Annotated in this window: 17 protein-coding genes; 5 read left to right on the plus strand and 12 right to left on the minus strand. The window is 73.3% G+C overall.

The window, feature by feature from the left end; all coding sequences use genetic code 11:
* Window positions 1–40: 40 nt before the first annotated feature.
* Both HLB15_RS16035 and HLB15_RS16040 read right to left on the minus strand, forming a co-directional pair.
* Window positions 41–715, minus strand: coding sequence for a hypothetical protein (locus HLB15_RS16035; RefSeq protein WP_171106769.1), 675 nt, complete (start codon window positions 713–715; stop codon window positions 41–43).
* A gap of 69 nt (window positions 716–784) precedes the next feature.
* Window positions 785–2,257 (minus strand): XRE family transcriptional regulator, encoded by a 1,473-nt coding sequence (locus tag HLB15_RS16040; protein ID WP_171106770.1) that lies wholly within the window; start codon window positions 2,255–2,257, stop codon window positions 785–787.
* A 199-nt stretch (window positions 2,258–2,456) separates the two neighbouring features.
* Between HLB15_RS16040 and HLB15_RS16045 the strand changes: the two genes are divergently transcribed.
* On the plus strand, window positions 2,457–4,349 hold the full coding sequence (locus tag HLB15_RS16045) for a phosphoenolpyruvate carboxykinase (GTP) (RefSeq protein WP_171106771.1): 1,893 nt from the start codon (window positions 2,457–2,459) through the stop codon (window positions 4,347–4,349).
* Between the two features lie 148 nt (window positions 4,350–4,497).
* Here the strand turns inward: HLB15_RS16045 and HLB15_RS23815 are convergent, their stop codons facing one another.
* Window positions 4,498–4,992 (minus strand): hypothetical protein, encoded by a 495-nt coding sequence (locus HLB15_RS23815; protein ID WP_189087102.1) that lies wholly within the window; start codon window positions 4,990–4,992, stop codon window positions 4,498–4,500.
* 138 nt (window positions 4,993–5,130) lie between these two features.
* On the opposite strand from HLB15_RS23815, the gene HLB15_RS16055 reads away from it, so the two are divergent.
* On the plus strand, window positions 5,131–5,619 hold the full coding sequence (locus HLB15_RS16055; protein ID WP_171106772.1) for a tRNA (cytidine(34)-2'-O)-methyltransferase: 489 nt from the start codon (window positions 5,131–5,133) through the stop codon (window positions 5,617–5,619).
* Between the two features lie 97 nt (window positions 5,620–5,716).
* Here the strand turns inward: HLB15_RS16055 and HLB15_RS16060 are convergent, their stop codons facing one another.
* The 4 genes from HLB15_RS16060 to HLB15_RS16075 all read right to left on the minus strand — a co-directional run bounded on the left by HLB15_RS16060 (window position 5,717) and on the right by HLB15_RS16075 (window position 8,742).
* A complete protein-coding gene (locus HLB15_RS16060) occupies window positions 5,717–6,460 on the minus strand; it encodes a VOC family protein (protein ID WP_171106773.1) in 744 nt (247 codons plus the stop codon).
* Window positions 6,461–6,507: 47 nt separating this feature from the next.
* Window positions 6,508–7,179: a ThuA domain-containing protein gene (locus HLB15_RS16065; protein ID WP_171106774.1), complete on the minus strand. Its 672-nt coding sequence runs from the start codon at window positions 7,177–7,179 to the stop codon at window positions 6,508–6,510.
* A gap of 97 nt (window positions 7,180–7,276) precedes the next feature.
* Window positions 7,277–8,248, minus strand: a complete 972-nt coding sequence (locus HLB15_RS24870) for an NAD(P)-dependent alcohol dehydrogenase (RefSeq protein ID WP_171106775.1) — start codon at window positions 8,246–8,248, stop codon at window positions 7,277–7,279.
* Window positions 8,245–8,742, minus strand: a complete 498-nt coding sequence (locus HLB15_RS16075; protein WP_171106776.1) for a nitroreductase family deazaflavin-dependent oxidoreductase — start codon at window positions 8,740–8,742, stop codon at window positions 8,245–8,247. Before HLB15_RS16075 ends, HLB15_RS24870 begins: the two co-directional genes overlap by 4 nt.
* A 101-nt stretch (window positions 8,743–8,843) precedes the next feature.
* Here HLB15_RS16075 and HLB15_RS16080 point away from each other — a divergent pair, with 101 nt between their 5' ends.
* The gene (locus tag HLB15_RS16080) at window positions 8,844–9,593 is read left to right on the plus strand and encodes a TetR/AcrR family transcriptional regulator (protein ID WP_171106777.1); all 750 of its coding nucleotides are present in this window, start codon (window positions 8,844–8,846) and stop codon (window positions 9,591–9,593) included.
* Between the two features lie 3 nt (window positions 9,594–9,596).
* Here HLB15_RS16080 and HLB15_RS16085 read toward each other — a convergent pair whose 3' ends face one another.
* From HLB15_RS16085 to HLB15_RS16105, 5 genes are all read right to left on the minus strand, one after another.
* Complete coding sequence (locus tag HLB15_RS16085; protein WP_171106778.1) at window positions 9,597–10,832, minus strand: NAD(P)/FAD-dependent oxidoreductase; 1,236 nt, start codon at window positions 10,830–10,832, stop codon at window positions 9,597–9,599.
* A gap of 182 nt (window positions 10,833–11,014) precedes the next feature.
* On the minus strand, window positions 11,015–12,070 hold the full coding sequence (locus tag HLB15_RS16090; RefSeq protein ID WP_171106779.1) for an aldo/keto reductase: 1,056 nt from the start codon (window positions 12,068–12,070) through the stop codon (window positions 11,015–11,017).
* An 84-nt stretch (window positions 12,071–12,154) separates the two neighbouring features.
* The gene (locus HLB15_RS16095) at window positions 12,155–13,093 is read right to left on the minus strand and encodes a glycoside hydrolase family 19 protein (RefSeq protein WP_171106780.1); all 939 of its coding nucleotides are present in this window, start codon (window positions 13,091–13,093) and stop codon (window positions 12,155–12,157) included.
* 112 nt (window positions 13,094–13,205) lie between these two features.
* Complete coding sequence (locus tag HLB15_RS16100; protein ID WP_171106781.1) at window positions 13,206–14,276, minus strand: Fic family protein; 1,071 nt, start codon at window positions 14,274–14,276, stop codon at window positions 13,206–13,208.
* 89 nt (window positions 14,277–14,365) lie between these two features.
* Complete coding sequence (locus tag HLB15_RS16105; protein ID WP_229785581.1) at window positions 14,366–15,436, minus strand: LacI family DNA-binding transcriptional regulator; 1,071 nt, start codon at window positions 15,434–15,436, stop codon at window positions 14,366–14,368.
* 308 nt (window positions 15,437–15,744) lie between these two features.
* Between HLB15_RS16105 and HLB15_RS16110 the strand changes: the two genes are divergently transcribed.
* Both HLB15_RS16110 and HLB15_RS16115 read left to right on the plus strand, forming a co-directional pair.
* On the plus strand, window positions 15,745–17,991 hold the full coding sequence (locus HLB15_RS16110; protein WP_171106782.1) for a discoidin domain-containing protein: 2,247 nt from the start codon (window positions 15,745–15,747) through the stop codon (window positions 17,989–17,991).
* A 29-nt stretch (window positions 17,992–18,020) separates the two neighbouring features.
* A complete protein-coding gene (locus HLB15_RS16115) occupies window positions 18,021–19,454 on the plus strand; it encodes a DUF1996 domain-containing protein (protein WP_229785580.1) in 1,434 nt (477 codons plus the stop codon).
* The last annotated feature ends 90 nt before the right edge of the window (window positions 19,455–19,544 follow it).

Raw genomic sequence — 19,544 nt, forward strand, 5'->3', positions numbered from 1 at the left:
TCTCGACGCGAACACCAGATCTCAGCGGCGTGGCGCGGCCTCAGCGGAGGGACGGCATGGATGCCACGACGTAGCCGTCCACGTCGACGACGTCGCCCGCCGTCAGGTGCGGTTCGCCCGCGGGGACGCACAGGGTCACCTGGAAGCCGTCGGTCTGCACGCGCGCGGCGGTGAAGCCCTGCCCGGTGCGCTCGACGGCGCGCTCCTCGACGGCCAGCACCACGCCGGTCAGGTGCGCCGTCGCGTCGGTCGAGGCGGCGTAGGCCCCGGTGGGCTCGAAGACCGGGGCGGGCGTCCCGGCGTCGGCCCGGCCGGTCACGCGGGCGGAGGTGCCCAGCACCACGACGGACACCGGCCCCTCGACGGGCGGCTCCGCGGCGCCGAGCAGCGAGAGCTCCTCGAGCTGGCACGCGATCTCGGTGATGACCTCGTCGTGCTCGTTGACGAGCTCGGCGAGCACGAGACCGCCGTCGACGGCCTGCGGCTCCGACATGATGGCGCCGGGCGCGGCGTAGAACGTGGGGACGACGACGCGCACGAGGTCGCCCTCCGTCGTGATGATCAGGCGGGCCCCCGACGCGTCGGTCCAGAGGTGGACGCCCACCTCACCGTCCTTGGCGATGGTCTCCGCCTCGGCGCGGGCCGCCGCGACCATCTCGCGGAAGTCGCTGCGCCGCCAGACGGCCAGTCCGATGCAAGCAAGGTTGGAAGCCACGGTTGCCTACGCTAACCCGGAGCCGCGCCGGTGACCCGACGAAGCGGTGGCACGGGCTCCGCCGCTCGGTCAGTCCGGGGCGTGCTTGTCGAGGAAGGCGTAGACCTCGGCGTCGTCCACCCCGGGGAAGGCGCCGCGCGGGAGGGCCGCGAGGATCTGCTGGTGCATGCGCCCCGACGGCCAGGCCTCGCCGGACCAGCGCTCGGCGAGCGCGGGCGCCGGCCGCTGGCAGCACGCGGGGTCGGGGCAGGTCGAGGTGCGGCGCACCTGGGTGTCCCGGCCGCGGAACCACTTGGCGTGCGCGTACGGCACGCCCACGGTGATGGAGAACGCGCCGGACCCGCCGTCCGGGCCGCCTGCGGGGGACATCGACCCGGTCTGCGTCGAGCACCAGAACGTGCCGGCGGGGGTGTCGGTGTACTGGTAGAACTCCGTGGCGCGGTCGCGGCGCTCGAACGCCTCCCGCGCGGCCCACCGGCGGCAGATGAGCTGGCCCTCGATGGCGCCCGTGACGTCCTGCGGGAACGGCAGGCCGTCGTTGGCGTAGCCCCGGAACAGCGCGCCGTCGGCCCCCACGCGCAGGAAGTGCAGGGGGATGCCGAGGTGGTGCGTGGCCAGGTTGGTCAGGCGCATCGCCGCGGCCTCGTGCGTGATGCCGAAGGCGTCGCGGAAGTCCTCGACCGCGAGGTCCCGCTCGCGCTTGCGCTCCTGGAGGAACGGCACGGCGACCAGCTGCGGGGCGAGGCACGCGGCGGCGAAGTACGTGATCTCGACGCGCTGGCGCAGGAACTCGCCGTACGAGCGCGGCCGCTCGTGCTCCAGCACGCGGTGCGCGAGCGCCTGCAGGGCGAGCGAGCGCAGCCCGTGCCCGCCCGGGGTCGAGGCGGGCGGCAGGTAGATGCGGCCGTTGCGCAGGTCGGTGACCGAGCGCGCCGACCGCGGCAGGTCGTCGACGTGCAGCAGGGTGAAGCCCATCTGCTCGGCCATGCGGGCCACCGTGCGGTGGGTCAGTGCGCCACCGGTGTACCCGGCGGCCGTGACCATCTCCTCGGCGATCGCCTCGAACTGCGGGTAGTGGTTGTCGCGGGCCTCACGCTCGAGGCGCAGCTCGGTGTTGGCGCGCCGGGCCTCCTCCGGCGTCGCGATGGCGAGCTGCTCGCGGCGCGCGAGCTCCTCGTGCAGGCCGACGAGCTGCTCGAGCACCGGCATCGGCAGCTTCTGGCTGGGCTTGACGGCCGGCACGCCGAGGGTGGTGAACAGCGGCGCGCGCTGGGCGCGGTCGAGCGCGATCTCGAGGGCGGCCCGGCGCGACGGCGGCTCGGGGCTGAGCAGCTCGCTCATCGGCACGCCGAGTGCGTCGGCGATCGACCGCAGCAGGCCGAGCCGCGGCTCGCGCCGCCCGTTCTCCACGAGGGAGAGGAGGCTCGGCGCCGAGCCGACGCGCTCCCCGAGCGCGTCGAGCGTGAGCCCGCGCGCGGTGCGCAGGTGCCGGATGCGCCGGCCGAGCGTGATGAGGTCCGTCTCGAGGCCGGGGTCCGGCACGTCGTCCTCCGTCCGTCGGTGGGCCTGCGTTCCCGGGGCGGGACCGGGCAGCAGGATGCGGCTCCTTCACACTACGTGAAGATCGGCGATTCTTGACAGCGCCTGCGGTGGAAAACACCCCGATCCGGGCGTGAGAGTGGAAACAAGCCCGCACCCTGCGGATCTCAGCCTGACGACCCGCCTGACGATCGGAGCGCCCATGTCCGTCCTCGCGAACCCCCGCCGAACCCGGCTCGTCGCCGAGCTCGTCTCCGACGTGACCGCCGCGTCGACCGCGCCCGCCGCGCCGCACGGCCCGCAGCAGGACGTGCGGGCCTGGGTCGCGAGCGTCGCGGAGCTCACGCAGCCCGACGAGATCGTCTGGTGCGACGGCTCCGCCGAGGAGAAGCAGCGCCTGATCGACCAGATGCTCGCGGCGGGCACGCTCGTCCGGCTCGACGAGGAGAAGCGGCCCGGGTCGTACCTGGCACGCTCCGACCCGGACGACGTCGCGCGCGTCGAGTCCCGCACCTTCATCTGCTCCGAGCGCGAGGAGGACGCGGGCCCCACCAACAACTGGGTGGCCCCCGCCGCGATGCGCGCCGAGCTCGAGGACGTCTTCGCCGGCTCCATGAGGGGCCGCACGATGTACGTGGTGCCGTTCTCGATGGGCCCGGTGGGCGGCCCGATCTCGCAGGTCGGCATCGAGATCACCGACTCGCCGTACGTCGTCGTCTCCCTGCACGTCATGACCCGTGTGTCGGACGAGGTGCTGCGGCTGATCGACGCCGGCCAGGAGTGGGTCCCGGCGCTGCACTCGGTGGGTGCGCCGCTCGCCGACGGCGCGACGGACGTGCCGTGGCCGTGCAACGAGACGAAGTACATCGTGCACTTCCCGGAGAGCCGGGAGATCTGGTCCTACGGCTCGGGCTACGGCGGCAACGCCCTGCTCGGCAAGAAGTGCTTCGCGCTGCGCATCGCCTCGGCCATGGCCCGCGACGACGGCTGGCTCGCGGAGCACATGCTGCTCATCCGCATCACGTCGCCCGAGCAGCGGCAGTACCACCTGGCCGCCGCCTTCCCGAGCGCGTGCGGCAAGACGAACCTCGCCATGCTCCAGCCGACGATCCCGGGCTGGAAGGTCGAGACCCTCGGCGACGACATCGTGTGGATGCGCCCCGGCCCCGACGGCACGCTGCGCGCCATCAACCCCGAGGCGGGCTTCTTCGGCGTCGCGCCGGGCACCGGCGTCGACACCAACCCGACCGCCGTGGCCACGTTCGACCGGGACACGATCTTCACGAACGTGGCCCTGACCGACGACGGCGACGTCTGGTGGGAGGGCCTCACGCCCGAGCCGCCCGCGCACCTGATCGACTGGCGCGGCAACGACTGGACGCCGGACTCCGGGACGCCCGCAGCGCACCCGAACTCGCGGTTCACCGTCGCGGCCGCGCAGTGCCCGACCATCGCGGACACGTGGGAGGACCCGGCGGGCGTGCCGGTCGACGCGATCGTGTTCGGCGGGCGCCGCGCGACCAACGTGCCGCTCGTCGCGCAGTCGTTCGGCTGGGAGCACGGCGTGTTCATGGGCGCGACGATCTCGTCCGAGCGCACGGCGGCGGCCGAGGGCGCGCTCGGCGAGCTGCGCCGCGACCCGTTCGCGATGCTGCCGTTCTGCGGCTACAACATGGCCGACCACTGGGCCCACTGGCTCGAGGTCGGCGCGGGCGTCGACGAGTCGCGGCGCCCGCGCATCTTCCAGGTCAACTGGTTCCGCAAGGGCGACGACGGCCGGTTCCTCTGGCCGGGCTTCGGCGAGAACTCGCGCGTCGTCGAGTGGATCGTGCGCCAGGTCGAGGCCGGGCGCGGGCTGCGGGACGACGCGTCCGTCGCCTCGCCGGTCGGCAAGCTCCCGGCACCGGGCGCGCTGGACCTGGACGGCATCGACGTCTCCGACGACGACCTCGCCGCCCTGTTCGAGGTGCCCACTGAGCCGTGGCTCGCCGAGGCCGACCTCACCGAGGAGTTCTTCGCGCAGTTCGGCGACCACACGCCGGCCGAGCTCCGCGCCCAGCTCGACGCGCTGCGGGAGCGGCTCGCGGGCAGCTGAGACCCGGCCGGCCGGCGGCGCGACAGACCAGGGGTGTGGCTACCCGTCGCGACGTCGGCCGGCCGGACCGTGGGCCCCGGCCGGGCACGAGGCATCCCGGCCGGGGCCCACGTCCGTCCTGTCCCGCCCCCGTCGTGGTGGCGGACGGTCAGCCGCAGAGGCCGCGCACCGTCGTCGTGCGCATCTTCCCGCCCCACGAGATGCCGCCCTGCGCGGCGACGCAGACGCCGTCCACGCCCCGCAGCACGACCCGGTTCGTCCGGTACGCCTCGGTGGCGCCCGTCGACACGCTGAGGTTGGCGCTCTTCAGGCGCACGGCGGTGTGCCGCACGACACCCCAGCTCGGGCCGGTGTGCACGGTGACGGCGCACTTGGCCCCCGTGTTCCGGTTGTCGTAGACGTCCAGCCACGCGACACGGCGTCCGCCCGCGTGGATGCCCTTGTGCGCGATGCGCTTGCCACAGCCGATGCCCGCGGTGGCCGCAGAGCCCGCCGGTGCCGCTGCGGCCTGGACGGTCGCTGCCGCCGCGGGGACCGCCGTCGCCGGTGCCGTCGCGGCCGCCGTCAGCGGGAGCGCCAGGGCGAACGCCGCCACGAGGGCCGACGCCCGGCCGCGCCAGGACGTACGAGGTGCGCTGAACATGGTGTCTCCTCCGTCGGTCGGGACGCGTGCCGCGTGCACGCACCGGCGACGCTAGCGACGGCGGTCCGGGACCCCTCCCGCGGCCCCGGACCCGGTACGGGGGCGCCGGGTCGCGCGCGGAGCGGCGAGAATGGTCCGGTGCCCCACGATGACGCCACCGCACTCACCCACGTCGTGTACTTCGAGCCCCGCATCCCCGGCAACACCGGCTCCGCGATCCGGCTCGCCGCCGTCACGGGGGCGCGCCTGCACCTCGTCGAACCGCTGGGCTTCGACCTCTCGGAGGCCAAGCTGCGGCGTGCGGGCCTCGACTACCACGACCTCGCCGTCATGGACGTGCACCCCACGCTCGACGCCGCGCTCGACGCGCTCCCCGACGCCCGGGTGTTCGCCTTCACGACCCGCGCGACGACACGTTTCACCGACGTCGGGTACCGCCCCGGCGACGTGCTCCTGTTCGGCCCCGAGCCGACCGGCCTGCCGCCCGAGGCGCTGGCGCACCCCCGCGTCACGGACGAGCTGCGCATCCCGATGCTCCCCGGGCGCCGCTCGCTCAACCTCACGAACGCCGCGTCCATCGCGGTCTACGAGGTCTGGCGCCAGCTCGGCTTCCCGGAGGGCGTCTGACGCCGCCGATCACGTTCGAACCCGACGTTTCTCGGCTTTGCGGGCCGCCAAAGCCGAGAAACGTCGGGTTCGACGGTGATCGGCGCGGCCCGGCCCCCTACGGCCGCACGACCAGGACCCGGCCCGGGGCCAGCTCGTAGCGGCCCGGCACGACACCGGGGCTCGCCGGACCCGCCTGCGCCACGACCGTCACGGGCGGCTCCCCCACGCGGCGGTCCGACGTCGGGAACCACGCGCGGCCCGGCCGGACCAGGACGAGCATGCCGTCGACGTGCCCGGACGGGGTGAACGTCGGCGAACCGTCCGGGTACCGGCCGATGCCGGCAGCGGCGAGCAGGTCGGCGGTGGCGACCACGTCCGGCACGGCGACGCCGACCTCGCTCACCGCGAGCAGGTCCCGCGGGCCGAACGGGAAAGGCTGAGCGCCGGTGTCCGCCGGGGTGGTGGCCTCCGCACCCGGCGCGGCGCCGGCGCTCAGCGGCTGAGGCAGGTCACGGCGCGCGATGACCTCGAGGACCGAGCGGTCGGGCCCCGGGAAGTACAGCGACCGCGCGTTCCAGGCGGGCTGCGCCTCGAACTCGGTGCGGTCGCCGTCCGCGAGCAGGCCGGGGCCCGCCTCCAGGAACCGGCGTGCGGCGTCGAACCGCGCGTCGTCGACGAGGAACGCGAGGTGCTGGTCGCCCGCGGCGTCCGGGTCCTCACGGAACCGGACCACCGACGCACCGACGGTCACCTCCACCGCCCGGATCTCCCTGCGCACGCCGAGGCCCAGGACGGACTCGTAGTACGCGGCGGTGTCCGCCAGGGACCGGGTGACCGTGTCGACGCTCGTGATCTGCATGCGGCCCAGCCAACGACCTCAACCCAGGTTGAGGTCAAGACCGCCCGTCAGGAGCGACCGAGCAGCCAGGACGCCGCGGCGCGCAGCAGCGTGCGGTGGCCCTCGGCGGCGTAGGAGCGGGTGCCGTGGCCGAGCGCCGAGTAGACGGTGCGCCCGCCGTGGGCCTCCGTCACCCACAGGACGGGATGGGTCCCGCCGTCGTCGTCGCGCGTCGTGCCGAGGACCCGCGCGTCGGAGGTGGGCCGGAGCAGGCAGTACCGCTCGTCGTAGGCGTCGACGGCGGCGAGGCCGTCGGTGACGGGGTGGCCGGCGACCAGGTCGAACCGGGCCTCGCCGATCGGCGGGTGCATCGACTCGCCCGGGATCCACCGGCCACCCAGCACCGTCTCCCAGGCCGGCGCGTCGGAGAACGTGTTGGCGGCCTGGTGCAGCCCGAGTACTGCTCCCCCGGCGCGCGCCCAGGCCTCGAGGTGGTCGTGGAAGGGGCGCCAGTCGTCGTCGGAGCCGTCGAAGTCCGCGTCGCGCCGGCCCGTGCCGCTGTTCACGACCAGCAGGTCGGCCGGGCCGAGGTCGTCGAGGGCGTCCCGGAACAGCCCGCGCACCTCGACCGTGCCGAGGTCGCCGAGCACCCCGGCGACCGCGTGCGACGTCGCCGCGTGGTCGTGCCAGGGGTCCTCGTAGCGCCCCCGGCCGGCAAGGATCAGGATCCGTCGCGTCATGCGGCCGATCCTGCCATCGATGTACCGGCGCCGACCGGGAGGTTCGTCGGCCGGACGTGCCCGCGGCGCCGGCGACCCCTCCCCGCGCGGACGAGCGTCACGGGACGATCAGGAGCTTCCCCCGGGAGGTTCCCGCGGCCAGGTGGCGGAAGGCGTCCGGTGCCTCGTCCAGGAAGTAGGTCCGGTCGACGCGTGGGCGGACGGCGCCCGACGACAGCAGGGCGGCCAGCTCGTCCAGGTCGGCCCGCTGGTTGGGCCGCCACGCGAACGTGCCCGCCCGGACGCCCGTGAGGGCACCCACCGGCGTCCCCAGCGCAGCGGTGCCGAGGAACGAGCCGAGCCGCCGCGCGACGAGCACGTACCGTCCGCCGGGGGCGAGGCAGCGGCGGAAGGCCAGGAAGGGACGGGTGTCGGCGATGTCGACCACGACGTCGAACCGGCGCCCGCCCCGCGTGACGTCCTCGCGGGTGTGGTCGACGGTCTCGTCGGCCCCGAGCTCCCGCAGGAAGGCGGCCTTGCCGCCGTGGTCGACGGCCGTCACGACCGCACCGCGGGCCTTCGCGAGCTGCACGGCGAACGGCCCGACGCACCCGCCGGCTCCGTTGACCAGCACCCGCTCGCCCTCCCGCACCGGCCCGACGGAGCGCACGCTCTGTAGCGCGAGGGTCCCGGAGTGCGGCGCGGTCGCCGCGGTCTCGAACGGGACGCCGTCCGGCAACGGCGTCAGGGCAGACGCCGGCACGCGCACCCGGTCGGCGAACGCCCCGTGACCGCTGTCGAACAGGTCGGCCCAGACGCGGTCACCCGGCTGGACGCCTGTGACGTCGGACCCGACCGACTCGACCGTGCCGGCCAGGTCGAGCCCGACCCCGCGGTGGGCGGGCCGGACCAGTCCCGTGGCGACCCGCGCCGCCCGGGGCCGGCCGAGCAGGTGGTCCAGGTCGGCCGTGTTCAGCGAGGCCGCGGCGACCCGGACGACGGCGTCGGCGGGCCCAGGGACCGGGTCGTCGACCGTCACGACGCGGAGCACGTCGGCCGTGCCGTACCGGTCGCGGACGACGGCTCTCACCGCGCCTCCTCCGCGTCCGCCCGGAGCCGCTCCAGGACCAGGAAGTCGGTGACGCCGAACAGCCGGACGACCCACCGGTCCCGCGCCGACAGGTGGGGCAGCGCCTCGGCGGCCCCGGTCAGGCGCGGAGCGACCCGGTACGTCCGCCCGTCGGTCCGCAGCTCTGCGGCGCCCGCGGCCCGCACGTTGCGCAGCCAGTCGACGTCCGGACCGTACGGGAGGAAGACGAGGAAGTCCTCACCGAGCGGGTAGACCCCGACCGGCGTCGCGTACGGGCGGCCGGAGCGGCGCCCGACGTGGTGGATCACCGACGTCCTGCTGCCGGGCTCGCCCGCGCCCGCGCGCAGGGCCGACGGGCGGCCCGCCCGGCCGAGCCGTCGGACGGCGCGGAGCGCGCGCCGGTTCTTGGTCCGCATCGTCACGACCAGCCCCGCGAACGCGGCGAGCGCGAGCACCGCCAGCCCGCCGACCACCCCGAAGATCCAGGCCCCCATGGCACACCCGCCTCTCTCGACCTTACACTGTAAGCCTTACGCCGTAAGGTAGGCCCCGGCGGCAGGGTCGTCAAGGGTGCGGCCGACGTAGGATCGCGAGGATGAGCACCTCACGGACGAGCACCCCGCAGACCGCGGGGGCCGGCGCGCGCAGCACACTGACACGCGCCCGCGTGCTCGCGGAGGCCGTCGCGCTGGCGGACTCCGAGGGGCTGGGAGCGCTCACGATGCGCAGCCTCGCCCGTGAGCTCGGCATCGAGGCGATGTCGCTGTACCACCACGTCGCCAGCAAGGAGGACCTGCTCGACGGCGTGGCCGAGGTCGTCGTGCGGGAGATCCTGGACGCCGTCGGCGCGCTCGAGCCCGCCCCGGAGGACACACCGCCGGCAGAGTGGAAGCACGCGCTGCGCCGCCGCATCCTCACGGCCCGCTCGGTGCTCCTGCGCCACCCGTGGGCGCCGTCGGTGCTGGAGACGCGCACCGGCTTCAGCCCGTACGTCGTGCGCTACCACGACGCGCTCGTCGCCCTCCTGCACCGCGGCGGGCTGTCGTACGACCTGGTGCACCACGCCATGCACGCGCTGGGCAGCCGCGCGCTCGGCTTCTCGCAGGAGCTGTTCGACCCGGGTGGGCCCGGCGGCGACCCGGCGGCCGCGCCGGAGCCCGACGACGAGGACCTGCTCGCCCGGCTCACGGACGAGGCCCCGCACATCGTCGCGATGCTGGCCGAGGTCGCCCACGTGGAACCCGACTCGACGCTGGGCTGGTGCGACGACCAGGCCGAGTTCGAGTTCGGCCTCGACCTCATCCTCGACGGGCTCGAGCGGCTGGCCGCGCGCGGGTCGCGCTGAGCGTCAGCGCAGCGGGTCGAACGGCGCGATCTCCGGCGGCGTGCGCCCCGTCGTCATCTGCTCGGCGAGCGCCCGTCCCGTGGCCGGGCCGAGCACGATGCCCCACATGCCGTGCCCGCCGGCGACGTAGACGCCCGGGGCGGCCGTGCGGCCCACCAGCGGCAGGCCGTCGGGCGTCACGGGGCGCGAGCCGACCCACTCGTCGACCCGGGTGTCCAGGTCCACGCCCTCGAACAGGTCGCGCACGGACCGCACGATCGCCCGGACACGGCCCGGCTGGAACGGCTCGTCGGGACCACGGAACTCCATGGTCCCGGCCACCCGCAGCCGGCCCTGGTACGGCGTGCACGCCACACGCCGCGCCGGGAAGTACACGGGGTGGTCGATCGGGGAGCCCTCGACCGGCACGCTGAACGAGTACCCGCGGCCGGCCTGCACGCGGGTGCGGACGCCCAGGGGCCGCACCAGGTCGGGGAGCCAGGCGCCCGTGGCGACCACGACGGCGTCGGCCCGCAGGGTGTCGTGGCCCTGGACGACCACCTCGGCACCGCCCGCGACCGGGCGGACGGCGGTGACCTGCGCGTCGGTGACGACCTTGGCGCCGCGGGCGCTGACCGACGTGGCCAGCGCCTCGACGTACGGTCCCGGCTCGATGTAGCGCTGCCCCTCGAGCGACCAGATCGACCGCACCTTCGGCGACAGGTGCGGCACGCGGACGCCGTCCGGCAGGCGCGAGAGCCTGACCTCCTGGCCCGCCTTGGCGACGTTGCGCAGCTCGTGCACGAACGGGACGGACTCCTTCTCCCGCTCGAACCCGATCACCCAGCGGCTCGGGTACGACGTCGCGTGCACGCCGCCTGCCTCGAGCTCGTCGTACGCCTCGAGCGCCATGCGGTCGATCGGCGTGAGCGCGGCCATCGCGCGCTGCCAGGCGCCCGGCGTCGCGTGCGACATGAACCGGGCGACGAAGCCCCACAGGGCGGTGTCGAGGCGGAACGGGACGCTGAGGGCGGCGTCGGGGTCGAGCATGGCCTGCGGGCCGTAGGCCCACAGCGAGGGGTCGGCGAGCGGCATCGCCATGGCGGGCGTGAGCCAGCCCGCGTTGCCCCACGACGCACCCGCCGCGACGCCCCGGCGGTCGAGGATCGTCACCTCGACCCCGCGCTCCTGCAGGTGCCACGCGGTGGCGAGGCCGACCATCCCTGCACCGACGATGACGACGTTCTTCGTGTCCGGCACGTTGCTGCTCTCCTTCTCCCCGACGACTGCCCCTCCCCGTCGAGCGGTGATGTCCCCATCGTCCGCCAGCCGCACGGATTCGGCACGACCTTCGCGTGAAGTCCCCGCGAACTCACGGTGTGGGGTGTGTCACCTCCCGGCGGTCAGGGTGAGTGAACAGGGTGAGCGGTCAGGGTGAGCGGTCAGCCCAGCGGGCGGGCCAGCGGCTCGATGGCGGCGACCTCGTCGTCCGTGAGGGGACCGGCGGCCAGCGCCCCCACGTTGTCCTCGAGCTGCGCCACCGACGACGCCCCGATCAGGGCGGACGTCACGCGCTCGTCGCGCAGCACCCAGGTCAGCGCGAGCTGGGCGAGGGTCTGCCCGCGGTCGCGCGCGATCCGGTCGAGGGCCCGCGCGCGCTCCAGGTAGTCCTCGGTGAGCGCCGCCGACGAGAGGAACGGCGAGTCCGACCGCGCCGCGCGTGAGCCCTCCGGCGCCGCGCCGGACAGGTACCGGCCGGTGAGCAGGCCCTGCTGCAGCGGCGAGAACACGATCGTGCCGACCCCGAGCTCACCCACGACGTCGAGCAGCGACTCCTGCTGCGGCCCGTCGTAGGCGTCGTCGTGCGCCGGGTCCTCGACGTGCCGGTTGAACATCGAGTAGGACGGCTGGTGGATCAGCAGCGGGACGCCGAGGTCGGCGAGGATCCGCGCGGCGTCGCGCGTGCGGGCGGGCGAGTAGTTGGACACCCCCACGTACAGCGCCTTGCCCTGCGCGACGGCGGCCGCGAGCGCGCCCATCGTCTCCTCGAGCGGCGTCGCCGGGTCGGGGCGGTGGTGGTAGAAGACGTCCACGTAGTCGAGCCCCGTGCGGGCGAGCGACTGGTCGAGGCTGGCCAGCAGGTACTTGCGCGAGCCGTGGTCGCCGTACGGGCCGGGCCACATGTCGTAGCCGGCCTTGGTGGACACGACCAGCTCGTCGCGGTACGGGCCGAGGTCCGCGGCGAGGTGCCGGCCGAAGTTCTGCTCGGCGGAGCCGTACGGCGGGCCGTAGTTGTTGGCCAGGTCGAAGTGGGTGATCCCCAGGTCGAACGCGCGGCGCAGGACGGCGCGCTGCGTCTCGAGCGGGCTGGTGTCGCCGAAGTTGTGCCACAGGCCCAGCGACAGCGCGGGCAGGTCGAGCCCGGAGCGGCCGGTGCGGCGGTACTGCATGGTGGCGTAACGGTCCTCTGCTGCGAGGTACCGGGGTGCGAGAGGCATGCGGCCATCGTGGCACGGCGCCGCCGGCGCGCCGACCGCCCCCGGTACGACGCGCCGGGGGCGGCCGGTGCCGGCAGGGCCGGCTCAGCAGTACAGGTTGCCGCCCGGGTCCACACCCAGCGCGCTCGTGAAGCGCAGGTAGGTGTCGACGCGGCTCTGCACCTGGGCGGGGTTGCCGCCGTTGCACTCGATCGAGCCGTTGATGCTCCGGATGGTCTCGCCGAACCCGGCGCCGTTCACGATGGCGTCGTGCGGGGTCATGGTGCCCGGGCCGCTCTGCGTGTTCCAGTACCAGAGGCCGGTCTTCCAGGCGATGGCCGAGTTCGTGGCCACCAGGTTCGGGTTGTTCAGCAGGTCGATACCGAGCGCGTCGCCCGCCGCCTTGTAGTTGAAGTTCCAGCTCAGCTGCACGGGCCCGCGACCGTAGTACTGGTCCTGGCCCGCCGGGCAGCCGTAGGGCTGGTTCCGGTCGCAGTAGTGCGGGTAGTTGGCGGTGTTCTGCTCGACGATGTAGACGAGCCCGCCGGTCTCGTGCGAGACGTTGGCGAGGAACGCCGCCGCCTCGCGCTTCTGGACCGTCTCGCTGCCGGTGTTCGCGAAGCCGGGGTAGGCGCTGAGCGCCTCGACCAGGCCCTGATACGTGTAGAACGAGTTCCGGTTCGGGAAGAACTGGTTGAACTGCGCCTGGCTGACCGGGAAGTCCTCCGTCCCGGGCGGGTCCGTCGGGTCGGTCGGGCCGCCGTCGCAGCTGCCGATCCGTTCCCAGACGCCCCACTCGCCGGTGGTGCCCGGCGTCTCGCCCTGGGTCCACCACTTGGCGCGCCACGAGGCGCCCGCGTGCGTGACGACGTTGCCGCCGACGTAGACGGCGGAGCTGCTCCAGGCGGCGGCCGCGCAGTCGGCGACGGCGGCCGTGGCGGCAGGTGCTGCGGGCGCCGCCGCCCCGGGCAGGGCAACGGCACCCGTGGTCAGGAGGGCGGTGACAAGACTGACGACGAAGAGCGGAGTGCGACGAGCTCTCATGGGGAACCACCTCGCTTCAGGTCCGATTTGTTCAGGAACCTAGCAAGGTGGCCGCGGGCTGGTCGTGAGGGATTCCCACACGGGGACCCGTACGTCACGCCCGCAGTCGCAGTCAGGCGCGAAGGACGTCCATCAGGCCGCCGTTGACGAACAGCACCTCGCGACCGGCTCTGATCTCGGAGACGACTCCCGCTCCAACCAGGTCCCGGAGCCATCTCGTCGCCGTCTGACGAGTCACGCCGCAGCGCTCGACGACGTCACGCACCCGGCAGTACGGCTGCTCCATGAGGACGTCGACGAGGCCGATGTCGGCAGCTCGGAGCGCTGCCCGCACGGCGTCGATCACCTCGCCGCGGACGGCCTGTACCCGCCCGACGAGATCGATGCTGCGGGCCGCCGTCGCCCGCACGCCTTCGAGCATGTACAGGATCCAGTCCTCCCAGGCGCCGGACGCCGTCACGGCTCTGAGCAGACGGTAGTACTCGTCCTTGCTCTCGATGATGTACCGCGAGAGGTAGAGCAACGGGAGGTGCAGGAGGCCGGCGGAACAGAGCATGAGAACGTTGACGATCCTGCCCGTTCGACCGTTCCCGTCGTCGAACGGATGGATCGCTTCGAACTGGTAGTGCGCTACTGCCATGCGCACGAGTGGGTCAAGGCCTGACGGCTCATTGACGAACGCAGCCCAGTTGTCCAGCAGGCGGCCGATGACACGGGGACCGGCCGGTGGCGTGTAGATCCGCTCGCCGGTCCCCCGGTCACCGATGTACACCTCGCCCCGCCGGATCGAGACCTCGTGCCCGCGGATGACCGAGCAGAGCCGTGCCACGGTCCGCTCGGTGAGCGGCCGCCCGTCCAGCTCGTCGAAGCCGATACGAAGAGCGGACCTGTATCGCAGGGCCTCGCGGGCGGCAGGGGTCGCACCGGACTGGAACGCCGTCGCCTCGAACAGCTCGTCGGTCGTGGTGACGATGTTCTCGATCTCGCTGCTCGCCTGCGCCTCCAGCAACGGGATCGCGTTGATCAGCACAGCCGGGTCGGGCAGGGCTGAAGCGAGGGCGTCAAAGCGCGCAAGGGAATCCCGGGCCTCGATCGCCTTCTTCAGGACAGGTGTGGTCTCGATGACGACTCGAGGGGGAAGTAGAGGAAGTGCATCATGGGGCATCAGCGGATTCCAGGACACCTGTTCAGGCTAGGCGAAGTGTTAAATTTTCGCGCGTTTCTTAACATGCTTGTGGGACGTGTTAAGTCGTCGAACATGGTGCTCCACGCTCACGCCGAGTCGCGGACCACCAGGGTCGGCTCGAAGATCGACGAGCGCACCGCGGGCTCGTCGGCGTCGATCTGGTCGAGCAGCATGCGCGCCATCTCCTGGGCCATCTGCTCGACCGGCTGACGCACCGTCGTCAGGCGAGGCCGGGTCTGCACGGCGACCGGGCTGTCGTCGAAGCCGACGATCGCGACGTCGTCGGGCACGCGCCGGCCGTGCTCCTGGAGCACGTGGATGGCCCCCTGGGCCATGAGGTCGTTGGACACGAACACGCCGTCGAGGTCGGGCGCCGCGGCGAGCAGCTCCGCCATCGCGGCCTCGCCGCTCTCGAACGTGAAGGAGCCGGCCACGCTCGGCACGAACGCGTGCCCGCGCCGCGCCGCGGCGTCCCGGAAACCCTCGAGCCGGTCGCGCGCCGAGGGCACGTCGAGCGGGCCGGAGATGACGCCGAGGGTGCGGCAGCCGCGGTCGAGCAGGTGGGTGGCGGCCAGGCGGGCGCCGTCGGCGTTGGCCAGGTCGACGTAGCTCGCCGGGATGGGGTGGCCGGGGCGCGCGAACAGCACGACCGGCCTGCCGGTGCCGACGATCTGCTCGGGCAGCGGGTCGTCGGCGTAGGTGGACACGAGCAGCGCGCCGTCCGCGTTGCCGAAGCGCAGGTAGGAGGCCACCTGGCCACGGGTCTGCTCGTCGTCGGCGAACATGAGCACGGGGTGCACGTCGTGCGGGCGTAGCGTCCGCACGAGCGAGCCGACCACGCGCCCGAAGAACGGGTCCGAGAAGACGCCGGAGAGGTCCAGCTCGCCGGAGGGGTCGGCGTCGGCGCCGGAGATGACGACGGCGACCGTGCCCGTGCGGCGCGTGACGAGGGAGCGGGCGGCCCGGTTGGGCACGTACCCGGTCTCGGCCACGGCCTCGAGCACCACCTCCTGCACGGCGGGCGCGACCTTGCGCTTGCCGTTGATCACGCGGGACACGGTCGCGCGCGAGACGCCGGCGACCTTCGCCACGTCCTCGAGGGTCGGCGCCGCACGCCGCACGTCGCTGCCCGACGGCTTGCTCACTGGCTTGCTCACACAGCGACGGTAACAGAGTGAGAGCGCTCTCCACAGGAGCTGGCCCGGGTGACCTCACGGCGGATTCACCCCATCACTGCTCTTGTGTCAGTGGCGGCGACTGCTCATCAAACGTGGCCATCTCGTGTCAACTGCGCGATGGTTGCTCGCCCGGTGACCCTTGACGCTCCCTGCGAGCCGGGTCAAAGATGGAGCCGGTAAGAGCGCTCTCCCAACTCGCGACGCACCGGAGCGTGGCGAGCGCAGGCTCAACGACGAACCGCGCCACGGCCTCCCAGCCGACCGACGGGCGGACGGAGAGGAAGACCATGACCATCACCGGATCACCTGGCGTGCGCACCGCACGGCGTCAGCGCGGCGGGCGCGCAGGAGCGGCCGTGCTCACGGCCGGCCTGCTGGCCGCAGCGGCCCTGGTCGTACCGGCCACGACCGCCCAGGCGGAGCCCGTCCTGCTGTCACAGGGCCGCCCCGCCACCGCGTCCTCCGAGGAGAATCCCGACTACACGCCCGCGCGCGCCGCCGTCGACGGCGACCTGACCACCCGCTGGGCCAGCGAGTTCAGCGACCCGCAGTGGATCCGGGTCGACCTGGGCCGGTCCGCCGACCTGGACCGCGTCGAGCTGGTCTGGGAGTCGGCGTACTCGACCACCTACGAGTTCCAGGTCTCCGACGACGGGGCGTCGTGGCGGACGGTGTACTCGACGTCCTCGGGCGACGGCGGCACGGACGAGTTCGCCGTCGACGCGACCGCCCGGCACGTGCGCCTGCTGTCCACGGCGCGGTCGGGCGGCTACGGCAACTCGCTGTGGGAGCTGCGGGTCTTCGGTGAGGGCGGCGGCACGGACCCGGGCGACCCCGGCGACCCCGGCCCTGTCGACGTCGACCCGGGTCACCCGGACGTGCCCGTGGGCTCGGGCCCGAGCACCGTCGAGGTGGTGGGCGGCGACGGCGACTGGGACCTGCAGGTCGACGGCCGGCCGTACACCGTGCGCGGCTTCACCTGGGGACCCGCGTTCAGCACGGCGGACCACTACATGCCGATGCTCCGGGACATGGGCGCCAACACGGTCCGCACGTGGGGCACCGGCGCCGACACCCGTGAGCTCCTGGACTCGGCGGCCGAGCACGACGTCCGGGTGGTGATGGGCTTCTGGCTCCTCCCGGGCGGCGGGCCCGGCTCCGGTGGCTGCATCGACTACCGCAACGACACGGCGTACAAGAACGAGGCGCGCGCCGACATCCTGCGCTGGGTCGAGGAGTACCGGGACCACCCGGCCGTGCTCATGTGGAACATCGGCAACGAGTCGCTGCTGGGCCTGCAGAACTGCTACTCCGGCACCGAGCTGGAGGAGATCCGCAACGCCTACGCCGCGTTCGTCAACGAGGTGAGCGTCGCGGTGCACCAGGCCGACGCGAACCACCCGACCACGAGCACCGACGCGTGGGTGGGCGCCTGGCCGTACATCGAGCGCAACGCCCCCGACCTCGACCTGCTGTCGGTCAACGCCTACGGCGACCTGTGCAACGTGCCCACCGCGTGGGAGGAGGGCGGCTACGACCGGCCGTACCTGATCACGGAGGGCGGCGCGGCCGGCGAGTGGGAGGTGCCGGACGACGTGAACGGCGTGCCCGACGAGCCGACGGACCTCGAGAAGGAGCGGGCGTACGTCGACTCGTGGCAGTGCCTGCGCGAGCACGACGGGGTCGCGCTCGGCGCCACGTTCTTCCACTTCGGCATCGAGGGCGACTTCGGCGGCGTGTGGTTCAACGTCATCCCCGGCGACAACCGCCGCCTGGGCTACTACGCGATCGCCCGGGCCTGGGGCGTCGACACCTCGGGCCGGAACACCCCGCCGCGGATCACGGCGATGGACGTGCCGGGCTCGACGTCGGTCGCGGCGGGCGAGGAGTTCACGGTGACCGTGGACGTCGCCGACCCCGACGGCGACGCGATCGACGCGACGGTCATGCTGAACAGCAAGTACGTCAACGGCGCGGGCGGCATCGCGCAGGCCGAGTTCACGCAGACCGGGCCCGGCACGTTCCGGGTCAGGGCGCCGGAGATGCTCGGCGTCTGGAAGGTCTACGTCTTCGCGGAGGACGGCAACGGCAACGTGGGCGTGGAGACGCGGTCGTTCCGCGTCGTCGCACCGCCGGTCGACGGGACGAACATCGCCCGCGGGAAGACGGCGACGGCGTCGAGCTTCGACCCGTGGAACGGCGACTGGACGCCGGGCCGCGCCGTCGACGGCGACGTCACGTCGCGGTGGGCCAGCGAGTGGGGTCCGTCCGCCTGGTGGCAGGTCGACCTCGGCTCGGTCCAGTCCTTCGACCACGTCCAGCTCGTCTGGGAGACGGCCTACGGCAAGGCGTACGAGGTCCAGGTCTCCGACGACGGGAACAGCTGGACCACCGTGCGCACCGTGACGGGCGGCGACGGCGGCGTCGACAGCCTCGACGTCGACGCCCGCGGCCGGTACGTGCGCCTGAACCTCACCGAGCGCGGCACCGAGTGGGGCTACTCCCTGTACGAGGTCGGGATCTACCAGCAGTGACGGGCACGACAACCACCGAAGGAGGAACCATGCGCACAGCACTCGATGCACGGAGCGGCACCGCCCGGGACCGCAGACCAGGCGTCCTGGCGGCGGCCCTCGCCACGGCGCTGCTCGCCTCGACCCTCAGCGCGGCGGGCACGCTCGGCGCGCCCACCGCGGCGGCGGAGCCGAACACGCTCCTGTCGCAGGGCAGGCTCACCGCGGCGTCCAGCTCGGAGGCCGGCGGCCTGGGGCCGCGCTACGCGGTCGACGGCGACCGCAGCACGCGCTGGGCCAGCAACCCGACCGACGACGAGTGGATCCGCGTCGACCTGGGTCAGTCCTACGCGCTCGACCACATCGCCCTCGAGTGGGAGGCCGCCTACGGCGCGTCCTACACGCTCCAGGTCTCCACCGACGGCGAGAGCTGGCAGACCGTCGCCACCGAGGGCGCGGGCGACGGCGGCACCGACGTCTTCGAGATCTCGGCCACCGGCCGGTACGTGCAGATGGTCGGTACCGCGCGCGGCACCGGCTACGGCTACTCGCTCCTCGAGCTCCAGGTGTTCGGCGACGGCCAGGCGACCGACCCGGACGACCCGCCGCCCTTCCCCGACGACGAGGTGACCCACCACGAGTTCCAGGCGAACTGCACCTTCTCGCACTTCCTGCCCGACGACTCGATCGTCTACCCGAACCAGCCGGGCCGGTCGCACCTGCACACGTTCATCGGCAACCGGTCGACGGACGCGTTCACGACGCCCACGAGCCTGCACGCCATGCCCGAGAGCACGTGCACGGTGCCGCAGGACCACTCGGCCTACTGGTTCCCCGCGCTGACGAGGAACGGCGTGCCGATCGAGCCGAACATCCCGATGACGGTCTACTACAAGTCCGGCATCGAGGACTACACCGAGGTCGTGCCCTTCCCCGAGGGGCTCCAGTTCGTCACCGGCGACATGATGGCGACGCTCGAGGAGTTCCGCACCGCCCCTGGCGCGGTCGAGGGCTGGGAGTGCGGCGACATCTCCATGAGCTGGGAGATCCCGGCGTACTGCCCCGAGGGCTCGCAGCTCAACATCCGGTACCAGGCGCCGAGCTGCTGGGACGGCATGCACCTGACGCCGGAGGAGTCGGCGCACATGGGCCACGGGTCGCACATGGCGTACCCGGTGGCGGGGCAGTGCCCCCTGACCCACCCGGTCGCCGTGCCGATGCTCGAGTTCAAGATCGCGTGGCCCGTCAGCGGCGACATGTCCGACGTCGCGCTGGTCAGCGGGTCCGACCAGTCGTGGCACTACGACTTCGTCAACGCCTGGGACCCCGAGGTGCTGCGCCGGCTCGTGGAGCACTGCATCAACGGCGGCCTCCAGTGCAACCCGCGCGGCTACGACCTCTACAAGCCGCACCGCGGCACGGTGCTCGACGAGAACTACGAGCTCGTGCCCGAGGCCGCTGCCCGCGAGGAGGTGGCTTCGTGAGGACATCCCTGCCCGGCCGTGCGCGCGGCCGCGCCTGGCTGGCCGTCGCGGCGGCCGCCGCCTGCGTGGCGGCGCCCCTGACGGCGGCGG

The sequence above is a fragment of the Promicromonospora citrea genome (assembly GCF_013004695.1).
Taxonomy (GTDB): Bacteria; Actinomycetota; Actinomycetes; order Actinomycetales; family Cellulomonadaceae; genus Promicromonospora; species Promicromonospora citrea.

Excerpts from the sequence above, each read along its gene's own strand:
- HLB15_RS16095 (WP_171106780.1), bottom strand. The coding sequence starts at position 13,093 with ATGAGAGCTCGTCGCACTCCGCTCTTCGTCGTCAGTCTTGTCACCGCC.
- HLB15_RS16075 (WP_171106776.1), bottom strand. The coding sequence starts at position 8,742 with ATGGGGGCCTGGATCTTCGGGGTGGTCGGCGGGCTGGCGGTGCTCGCG.
- HLB15_RS16080 (WP_171106777.1), top strand. The coding sequence starts at position 8,844 with ATGAGCACCTCACGGACGAGCACCCCGCAGACCGCGGGGGCCGGCGCG.
- HLB15_RS16045 (WP_171106771.1), top strand. The coding sequence starts at position 2,457 with ATGTCCGTCCTCGCGAACCCCCGCCGAACCCGGCTCGTCGCCGAGCTC.
- HLB15_RS16110 (WP_171106782.1), top strand. The coding sequence starts at position 15,745 with ATGACCATCACCGGATCACCTGGCGTGCGCACCGCACGGCGTCAGCGC.
- HLB15_RS23815 (WP_189087102.1), bottom strand. The coding sequence starts at position 4,992 with ATGTTCAGCGCACCTCGTACGTCCTGGCGCGGCCGGGCGTCGGCCCTC.
- HLB15_RS16090 (WP_171106779.1), bottom strand. The coding sequence starts at position 12,070 with ATGCCTCTCGCACCCCGGTACCTCGCAGCAGAGGACCGTTACGCCACC.
- HLB15_RS16060 (WP_171106773.1), bottom strand. The coding sequence starts at position 6,460 with ATGCAGATCACGAGCGTCGACACGGTCACCCGGTCCCTGGCGGACACC.
- HLB15_RS16115 (WP_229785580.1), top strand. The coding sequence starts at position 18,021 with ATGCGCACAGCACTCGATGCACGGAGCGGCACCGCCCGGGACCGCAGA.
- HLB15_RS16065 (WP_171106774.1), bottom strand. The coding sequence starts at position 7,179 with ATGACGCGACGGATCCTGATCCTTGCCGGCCGGGGGCGCTACGAGGAC.